Source organism: Candidatus Hakubella thermalkaliphila (genome assembly GCF_013281975.1).
GTDB classification, from domain to species: domain Bacteria; phylum Actinomycetota; class Humimicrobiia; order Hakubellales; family Hakubellaceae; genus Hakubella; species Hakubella thermalkaliphila.
The window spans coordinates 1-9,154 of sequence record NZ_BLRZ01000080.1; the positions used below are offsets into that span (position 1 = coordinate 1).

Consider the following 9,154-nt stretch of genomic DNA (forward strand, 5'->3'; position numbering starts at 1 on the left):
CATGTGGCTCAGGATATGAAATCGGTCGAAGACAATCTTGTCCTCTGCCCCCGGACATCCAAATCAACTCGACTGACCGTCCACAGCTCCTCAAGTCCCAGCAAATATCGATAAAGTTCGGTGTCTCGCATGGCTCCCTCCTGTCTCAATGGAATAAACCATGCTTATATCATAAATCGCTATCTATGGGTAGATACCCATGCTAAAATCGGAAGAACGGTTATAAGATTGTAAATGAAAGGACTGTTTTTATGAATATCGATGAGTTATGTATAAACACGATCAGGATGCTTTCTGTTGATATGGTGGAGGAAGCCAATTCAGGTCATCCCGGAATGCCAATGGGCGCGGCTCCTATGGCGTATGTTCTCTGGACAAGGTTTCTTAAACATAATCCTGAAAATCCAAAATGGCATGACCGGGATAGGTTTGTACTTTCTGCAGGTCACGGCTCTGCTCTTCTTTATTCGCTTCTGTATTTAACCGGATACGATTTGCCCATTGAAGAAATTAAGAGATTCAGGCAATGGGGAAGCAAGACGCCCGGGCATATTGAGTATGGAGATACGCCCGGAGTTGAATGCACGACAGGCCCTCTGGGGCAGGGATTTGGAATGGGCGTGGGAATGGCGATTGCCGAAAGATTTTTTGCGGCAAAGTTTAATCAACCGGGACATGAAATAGTAAATCACTTCACATATGTGATAGTGAGCGACGGAGATCTGATGGAGGGAATTGCCTCAGAGGCAGCGTCACTTGCAGGACACTTTAAGCTTGGAAAGCTGATATGCCTCTATGACAATAACCACATTTCTCTGTCAGGAGAGACAAAACTTACCTTCACCGAGGACGTATGCAAGAGGTTTGAGGCATACGGATGGCATATCCAGAATGTTGAGGACGGCAATGACATAGAAGCTGTTTCAAGAGCAATAAAAAAAGCACAGGAAGAAACAGAGCGTCCATCCTTGATTTCAGTAAGGACGCATATAGGCTATGGAAGCCCTCATAGGCAGGATACATTTGAAGTGCACGGCTCTCCGCTTGGACATGATGAGGTCACAGCCACAAAGAAGAACCTCGGCTGGCCCTTGGAACCAAAATTTTATATACCGAAAGAAGCTCTTACACAATCCAGGAAAGCGGTAGATAGAGGCGCACGACTTGAATCAGAATGGAAGGAGAAATTTAATTCGTATAGGAAAACATATCCTGAACTTGCATCTGAATGGGATAATATGATGAATTTCAAATTCCCTGATACTTGGGATAAGGACATACCTGTTTTTCCTCCTGACACTAAGGGCATTGCTACACGCGCTGCTTCCGGGAAAGTAATGAATGAAATTGCGAAGCATATCCCTTCTTTGATAGGCGGCTCTGCTGATTTGAATCCTTCAACCAATACTGAGCTTAAAGAAAAAGGCAATTTCCAGTTTCCTGATTCAGCGGATAAAAATGTGCAGGGTGCAGCATCAGGTGAATGGGGATATGGAGGCGCAAACATAGCTTTTGGCGTGCGAGAACATGCAATGGGAAGCATATCAAACGGAATGGCGCTTCATGGAGGCTTGATTCCATTTGCAGGCACTTTTTTAATATTTTCAGATTATATGAGACCTGCCGTCAGACTTGCTGCGTTAATGAAATTGCATGTCATCTATGTCTTTACGCATGACTCCTTAGCCCTTGGAGAAGACGGGCCGACTCACCAGCCCGTTGAACAGCTTTCAAGTCTGAGGGCGATGCCGGGATTGACAGTTGTAAGGCCTGCTGATGCCAATGAAGCTGCAAAGGCATGGGAAATAGCAGTTACGCATAAGCACGGCCCAGTTGCGCTGATTTTCACAAGACAAAAGGTTCCTGTTATTGACAGAGATAAGTATGAATCTGCCGAAGGAGTAAAAAGAGGAGGCTATATACTCGCTGATTCTGCTCCTCACAAGCCCGATGTTATACTGATTGCAGCCGGTTCAGAGGTGCATATTGCGCTTGAGGCATATGAAAGGCTTAAGACTGAAAAGATTAAAGCGCGCGTTGTGAATATGGCGTCGTGGGAGCTTTTTGAAGAGCAGTCGGAAGATTATAAAAATAAGGTGCTGCCGTCTGATATTAAGGCGAGGGTTTCTGTTGAAGCAGGTTCAACGCATGGATGGCATAAGTATAGTGGATTGGATGGAATAGCAATTGGAATAGACCATTTCGGAGCATCTGCGCCGGGAGAGATACTGCTTGAGAAGTTCGGATTTACAGCAGAAAATATAATAAATAAGGCAAGGATACTTTTAGCCGGATAGTGAGATAGTCGTTAACGTAATAGTCGGACAGATGTTTTAGCAGAAAATAATTTTTACATAGCCCTGTAATATAAGGCAATTAACCGAATCAAAAGCAATATGTAAGTAGAGATCAACAATTTCCAGGTAATTTTCCATGATGGGGCCATCACCCACGAACGATGGAAATGGGAATCTATTTTCTAAGTAAAAATATATCTAAGGAATCGCCATGCACCGCGGCGCACCACGTCGCATGAAAATTGGGTTATTTTCAAGGGAAGATATTGAAATGCAGAGAGTGCGACTTCTTAATTCAGTCTGGATAAGAGCCGGAACCCTTATTTTTATATTCTTGGCTGTGGCTATTCTAATTTCTCTGGGCATGGCGAAACTCGTTCCCTACATAGAGGGATTAGAAAAATATGGCTATTTCGGAATTTTTCTAATTTCTTTTGTTGCTGCTTCCCCGGTAATTCCGCCAGCTCCTCTTATGGCTATTGCTGTTGCCATAGCGACAGCAGCAGTTGCTACCTGGGCAAATCCTATTTTGGTAGTAATAATTTTTGCCTTTGGAAATGCCTTAGGTGAAGGAGTAGGGTACGGAGTTAGCCGTTTCGGAGTGAAAATAACCCACATTAGCATACCACTTGTTCAGAAGACAGAAGATTGGATAAAGCGCTATGGTGGTTGGGTAATAGCTTTTTTAGCTTGCTTTCCGGTGATAATTTTTTTTGATATTGTGGGAATAGTTGCTGGTACCTTGCGCTATCCTTTCCCAAGCTTTCTGTTCTTTTGCTTTTTAGGAGGGCTAATAAGGTTTTCTTTATTAATCCTATTGGGAGCAGAGATTGTGAAGAGATTTCTGCCATTCGTTTGAAGAAGTAGAGGTGGTGTCTTGCCTCTGCCTTTTTCTTTGGTGGGGGTTTGTCCGGGTTCAGAAACATATGATACCTGATACCCCATGGGGCGTGTTCTGGGGAGCGAGTTTCTGGTATCCTTATTTGGAAGAAAACTTTGGAAGAACACAATTGCTAAAATTGGCGTTTAAATCGGGAGAGCGGAACTGGGCTTATGAAGCGAGATCTTATCAAACTATCTGAGGGGATCTATGACCTGGTGATTATAGGCGGGGGAATTTATGGAGCTTGTGTGGCCTGGGACGCCAGCCGGCGGGGCCTTTCTGTGGCCCTTCTAGAGAAGTCTGACTTTGGACAAGCCACCTCTTTCAACAGTCAGAAGATAATTCATGGCGGTCTGCGCTACCTTCAGCATGCCGATTTCAAGCGGATGCGGGAGTCCATAGGTGCAAGAAGAAGGCTAATGCGAATTGCCCCCCATTTGATCCATTTGTTACCCTGCATAATGCCTACCTACGGTCACCTGCTGCAGGGCAAAGAGATTATGAGGATAGCCCTGATGATAAACGACCTGATAGGATTGGACCGTAACGATTACATTGACCCCCAGAGTTATATATCCAGAGGCCGGATTGTATCACGTGCTGAATGTCTAAGAGTATTCCCCGGCTTATGGGAGGCGGGTCTCAATGGGGGGGCGCTCTGGTACGACTCTCAGGCCTATAATTCAGAAAGGTTGCTGCTCTCTTTCCTACATTCCGCGGTCCAGGCAGGGGCTGAGCTGGCTAACTATGTAGAGGTGACTGGCTTTATATGGGAAGGGGGCAGGATAGCCGGTGTAAAGGCCCAGGATGTCTTAGGCGGAGACCACTTCCAGGTGCGGGGCAAAATAGTGGTCAACACCAGTGGTCCCTGGATTAACCAGGTACTTTCTCTTCTGGGTCGGCCTCATAAGACACCTCCAATGCGTCTTGCCAAGGTCCTGGTGCTCTTGACCCGCCCCATCGTGGGTGAGTATGCTCTGGGAGTGTGGAGTGGCCAGAGATATCTGGATGAGGATGCCCCCATCAACAAGGGCTCCCGCCTGTTTTTCATCACCCCCTGGCACAAGTACAACCTGGTTGGTACTACCGAGCAACCTTATGAGGGGTCGGTTGATCACTGTAGGCCAACCGAAGGTGAAATCCAGGATTTAATTAATCAAGTAAATAGAGCCTATCCGGGCGCTCATCTTAGACGGGAGGATGTACTATTCTTCTATACCGGCTTGTTGCCCAGAAGGGACAAGAACCAGAATGAGGGACAGGTTCAGATTGCCAAACACTACCGTCTCATTGACCATTATGCACTAGATGGGATCGAAGGTCTGCTGAGCGTAATCGGGGTCAAACTGACCACGGTGACTGATGTGGCCAGGAAAGCTGTAGATATGGTCTTTCGAAAATTGGGGAAAGTTCCTTCGCCGGATCTGAATTCAGCTACCCCTCTCTGGGGTAGCCGGGCCGAGGTGGGGTGGTTTAAGGATTATTTGGCAACGACCCTACGGAAGCGGCCGTCCGCTCTGGATGAGGAAGTGGTCCGGCACCTGGTTCACAATTACGGCACGGAAGATGAGCGGGTGATGCGCTATGCAGAAGGGAATTCTGCCTGGCTCACCCGGGTAACCAAAGGTTCCCCGGTGATCTGGGCGGAGATAGTGCACGCCATAAGAGATGAAATGGCCCAGAAGCTTTCTGACGTTATACTCAGGCGAACCGAACTAGGGGAGGGGGGCAGTCCTGGTGATGAATGTTTGGCTGCCTGCGCCCAGATGATGGCCAAAGAAAAGGGTTGGGACAGGCTCAAAACTGAAAAGGAGATCGACGAGGTTAAGGCTATTTACAAACCGGCCCAATGATTCTTCCCGGAGCGGCTGCCTGTATCATTTGCAGCCATCTACAAAACTACCTCTATCCTACAGGTCAAACTACATCCCGGCGTTGTGTTTGATCTGTGCCGACGTCTCTGCGTTGCTGCGTCTCTTGCGATACACCTGTCCTCCTTGACAAGGAGGTAAGTGGTGCTCTATAAGAAATGTGGTACGAATGGACGGATTGGAAGCTCGTTCGCTTATCCATTGGACGGAAAGTGCCTGCTGAATATGTAATCAATCTTGTCAAGGAGACTGCAAGAAGTGGGAACGCTAGCCAACTACAAGAGGTCAAAATATCTTTTTAGGCGTTACGAAGGAAATCCAATCCTGACACCAGCGGAATGGCCTTACCCAGCAAATGCGGTGTTTAACCCTGCGGCTACGGAAATTGCCGGTGAGACACTGCTGTTGGTGCGGGTCGAAGATATGCGAGGTTTTTCCCATCTCACGGTGGCCAGAAGCAAGGATGGCAAAACCAATTGGCGTATAGATCCGACTCCAATGGTAGGACCGAACAGTCACGTTCAAGAAGAGAGATGGGGCATTGAAGACCCTCGAATTGTTTTGCTGGAAGAAGAGCAGGAATACGCCATCACCTACGTCTCCTTCTCTAAGGGAGGACCTCTCGTTTCTCTCATGATGACTAAAGATTTTCACACATTTGCCCGGTTAGGACCTCTTTTACCACCTGAAGATAAGGATGCTTCTTTGTTTCCTCGTCGCTTTAAAGGGCGCTTTGCCCTGATTCATAGACCGATCATTAGAGGAGAAGCCCACATCTGGATTTCTTTTTCCCCAGATTTGAAGCATTGGGGAGACCATCAAGTTCTGATTCCGGTCAGACGAGGGTGGTGGGATTGTCATAGAGTGGGATTGGGGGCACAGCCGATTGAAACAAAAGAAGGCTGGTTGATCATTTATCACGGAGTGCGACAAACAGCCTCCAGTAGTGTTTATCGTGTTGGTTTGGCTTTGCTAGATTTGGATGAGCCATGGAAGATGATTCGTCGCAGCGAGGAGTGGGTGTTTGGTCCAAAAGAGAGCTACGAGCGCGTAGGTGATGTGCCCGGTGTTACTTTTCCGTCCGGTGCCATTGTGGATAAGGAGACAGACGAACTTCGTCTCTACTACGGCGCAGCCGATACCAGTGTCGGATTAGCCATAGCAGACATGGGCGAACTCATAGAATATGTCAGATCTTGTCCCACACCTCAATCAACTGAAAGAGAAAGCGAGGAGTAGGCTCTTGCCTATTGCCATGCTCCGGGGCGCTCTTCGAGTCTATGAGTAATCTTGGCCAGAGAGCGAAAGGTATCAGAATCATGCAAGAGCGGCTGCTAAAGCCTATCCGAGTATCCTTTGTAGCCACATATCTTCCCCCCAATGCGGAATTGGGACTTTCACCTATAACCTGGCAAACACTATTTCTGAACTTCAGGGAGAATTCCTTGGCGAGAGCGAAATGGTACAGATAGTGGTCCTAAACAATGTCCCACAGGGCTACAATTACGGGCAGGAGGTTCGCTTTGAAGTTCATGATCAGCACAAGATGGATTACCGGGAAGCCGCTGATTTTCTTAATGTAATCAAAGAACCCACAAAGGGACAATTGGAGACCCTGCGCAGTGTTTGTCTGTATTCCACGCTGAAGGTGGTCGAGAGATAGAAAACATCCTTCCTCGAAAAACGACTTTCGCGCCTATCTTTAGGAATTGCTTGACATTATGTTATCATGTGATAACATAATAGATTGTTACCTCGGGGGACTAGTGGGGAGATAAATGGCAGATCGAGTTGTTCCTGAACGAATTTCGAAGTTGTTGGCTGCCAGAGTGCTATGTTGTACCTAGAGAGAAGAATCGGCAAAGCCTGATCGAGTTGGGACTTACACCCAAGCAATGCCGAGAAATAATCTTAGGCCTCACTTTCAAAGATTGGGTTGAGGGGCCGATGGCGGATGAGGCCAATCCAAATGATACAATCTGTACCTTCGGTAAGAAGATCGGCACCGCCGAAATCTACATCAAGCTCAAAATATACCATGTCCGCGACGAACACCACGCCAAGTGCCTATCTTTTCACAAAGCAGAAGCTTCGCTAAAGCACCCTTATAAATAAGAATGGCGCGAGCAAAAGAGGGAAGACAAATGACATTCAAAGAAATCGGCATGAAAAGAGATATTTGTCCGGTTTGCGAAGCAGAACGCGAGATAAAGATCGGTCTCAAAAAGGAAATGCTAGCTATTAATAATGAGCTAATCGAAATCGAAGCACGGGTCGAGTATTGTGCCACTTGTAAAGAATTTTTTGCTGACGTTGAGGCCGAGGAGGAAAACATCCAAAAAGCTTACCGCGCCTATCGGCAAACTCATGACCTTCTCCAACCAGAGGAGATTCGGGAAATACGGGAAAGATATGGAATAAGCCAGAGAGCCTTTAGCCGCCTCCTTGGTTGGGGCGAAATCACCTTGCACCGCTACGAATCTGGAGCACTTCAAGATGAGGCTCATAATAACGAGTTGCTCTTAATGAAAGACCCGGATAATTTTAGGCTGTTATTTGAAAGAGGCCAAGACAAACTGGCGCCTCACCTTATCCGGCAGATTGAGAAACGACTAGTTGGGCTTTCGAGCGAGAAACATCAAAATTGGTTTAAGAAATACCTGGAATCCTTTTTTGGCTTTGCTCGTATCGATATCTATAGTGGCTTTAGGCACTTCGATCTGGACAAGTTTGAAAGTGCCATCATGTTTTTCGCCAGGCATCCGGGTGGAGTTCTCAAAACCAAACTAAACAAGCTGGCATGGTATTTTGATTTCCTTTACTTCAAGAAACTTGGCGTGTCTGTAACTGGCACCGTTTACATCCGCCTTCCATACGGCCCAGTGCCAAAGAACTATGATTTCTTTCTACACAAATTGGTTTCCGAAGAAGCGTTATTGATGGAAGAAAAGATTTTTGACAAAGCCAGAGACATCATCGGTGAAATTTACCTTGCGGCGGAAGAACCAGACTTAAGTTTCCTTACCGTTGAAGAACGCCAATGCCTGGAACAAGTGGACAAGCATTTCCAAAACCTCAATGCCGCCGAAATATCTAGATATTCTCACGAAGAAGCAGGATACCAAAACACCAAAGACGGTGACATGATTTCTTATGAGTGGGCAAAGGATCTAAAGATTTGAATCAGTTAGGCTGGAGAGAATGATAGAAAACTTCACCCACGTCTATAATCGGCTGAGATACCATAGGGCGATTGGATATGCGACTTTCTGAGCAGATACATTCGGAAGAGGCGGAAGCGACCCTTTCCGCGCGCTCTGAGAGAAAGTAGCTGGCAGGGCCCAATAGGCTTGAGATAAGCCGTAACCAAAAGAACCAGATTCAATGAAGGTTGGCAGCTTGAGAAGGGTGCTTCGACCTCTCTTCATTTTTGCTTGACAATTCAGAAACCATAAGCCATGAAAACTGTCCTCTCCTACATCCGCTATAGCGTCCAGAAGCGTAAACGAAGAGAAAGAGTCTGCCGAGATCCGGGGTCGAATGACCGGTGAGCCGACCAAGAGGAGCAATTGGGAGGCTCTTCATGAGCTGGCATCTCAGTTATGGATACGAGGGACGGAGGTAAGGACAAGAGGGCATTTGGATAGGCACAGGGTTTCTCTTCTGGCGGACTGAGCTTTGAGGTGGGAGGAGGCCGGCTCTTCTAGCAACAGGAGCGGGTGGTAGATCGAAACAGATGGAAACTCGGAGCATGCATTCACTGAGCTTTCTCCCGATCTTTTGCCATGGCAGGTTGACTGGCTGTCCTTTAGAGCCAAAAGCATCCTTTTGGTGCGGTTAAGTTTATGTTCCCAGAGGGTCTTAAGGCGTTTCTGAGTGGCATTGTGGGGCTCTTGATTTGAAAATAGACATATAATTTCAAAAAGCTGAATTGTTTTATTGTTTTTCTATGCCCAAAATCAAAAGAGGCGCTTGAAGGAAGTATAGTAAATGAGTTCATATAACCCTAACCCAGACAAGCCGGAACCAAAAAGTGAATCATAAGCGTTCAGCTATCAGTTAGTAGTCAGAATTCAGTAACCAGTAGTCAGTAAGGGGTGGAG

Annotated in this window: 7 protein-coding genes; 6 read left to right on the forward strand and 1 reads right to left on the reverse strand. The window is 46.8% G+C overall.

Translation table 11 applies throughout. The features are described 5' to 3' along the window. Positions 1–8 precede the first annotated feature (8 nt). A complete protein-coding gene (locus tag HW443_RS13365) occupies positions 9–131 on the reverse strand; it encodes a hypothetical protein (RefSeq protein ID WP_258190479.1) in 123 nt (40 codons plus the stop codon). A gap of 120 nt (positions 132–251) precedes the next feature. On the opposite strand from HW443_RS13365, the gene tkt reads away from it, so the two are divergent. From tkt to HW443_RS07865, 6 genes are all read left to right on the forward strand, one after another. Further along, entirely contained in the window at positions 252–2,297 is a 2,046-nt protein-coding gene (gene tkt, locus HW443_RS07840; RefSeq protein WP_176231661.1) for a transketolase, read from the forward strand. Between the two features lie 211 nt (positions 2,298–2,508). After that, positions 2,509–3,156, forward strand: coding sequence for a YqaA family protein (locus HW443_RS07845; RefSeq protein ID WP_176231660.1), 648 nt, complete (start codon positions 2,509–2,511; stop codon positions 3,154–3,156). Positions 3,157–3,350: 194 nt separating this feature from the next. Next, positions 3,351–5,033, forward strand: coding sequence for a glycerol-3-phosphate dehydrogenase/oxidase (locus tag HW443_RS07850; protein WP_176231659.1), 1,683 nt, complete (start codon positions 3,351–3,353; stop codon positions 5,031–5,033). A gap of 276 nt (positions 5,034–5,309) precedes the next feature. Then, entirely contained in the window at positions 5,310–6,290 is a 981-nt protein-coding gene (locus tag HW443_RS07855) for a glycoside hydrolase family 130 protein (RefSeq protein WP_176235836.1), read from the forward strand. Between the two features lie 220 nt (positions 6,291–6,510). Then, entirely contained in the window at positions 6,511–6,714 is a 204-nt protein-coding gene (locus HW443_RS07860) for a hypothetical protein (RefSeq protein ID WP_176235835.1), read from the forward strand. 481 nt (positions 6,715–7,195) lie between these two features. Continuing rightward, positions 7,196–8,233: a type II TA system antitoxin MqsA family protein gene (locus tag HW443_RS07865; RefSeq protein WP_176235834.1), complete on the forward strand. Its 1,038-nt coding sequence runs from the start codon at positions 7,196–7,198 to the stop codon at positions 8,231–8,233. The last annotated feature ends 921 nt before the right edge of the window (positions 8,234–9,154 follow it).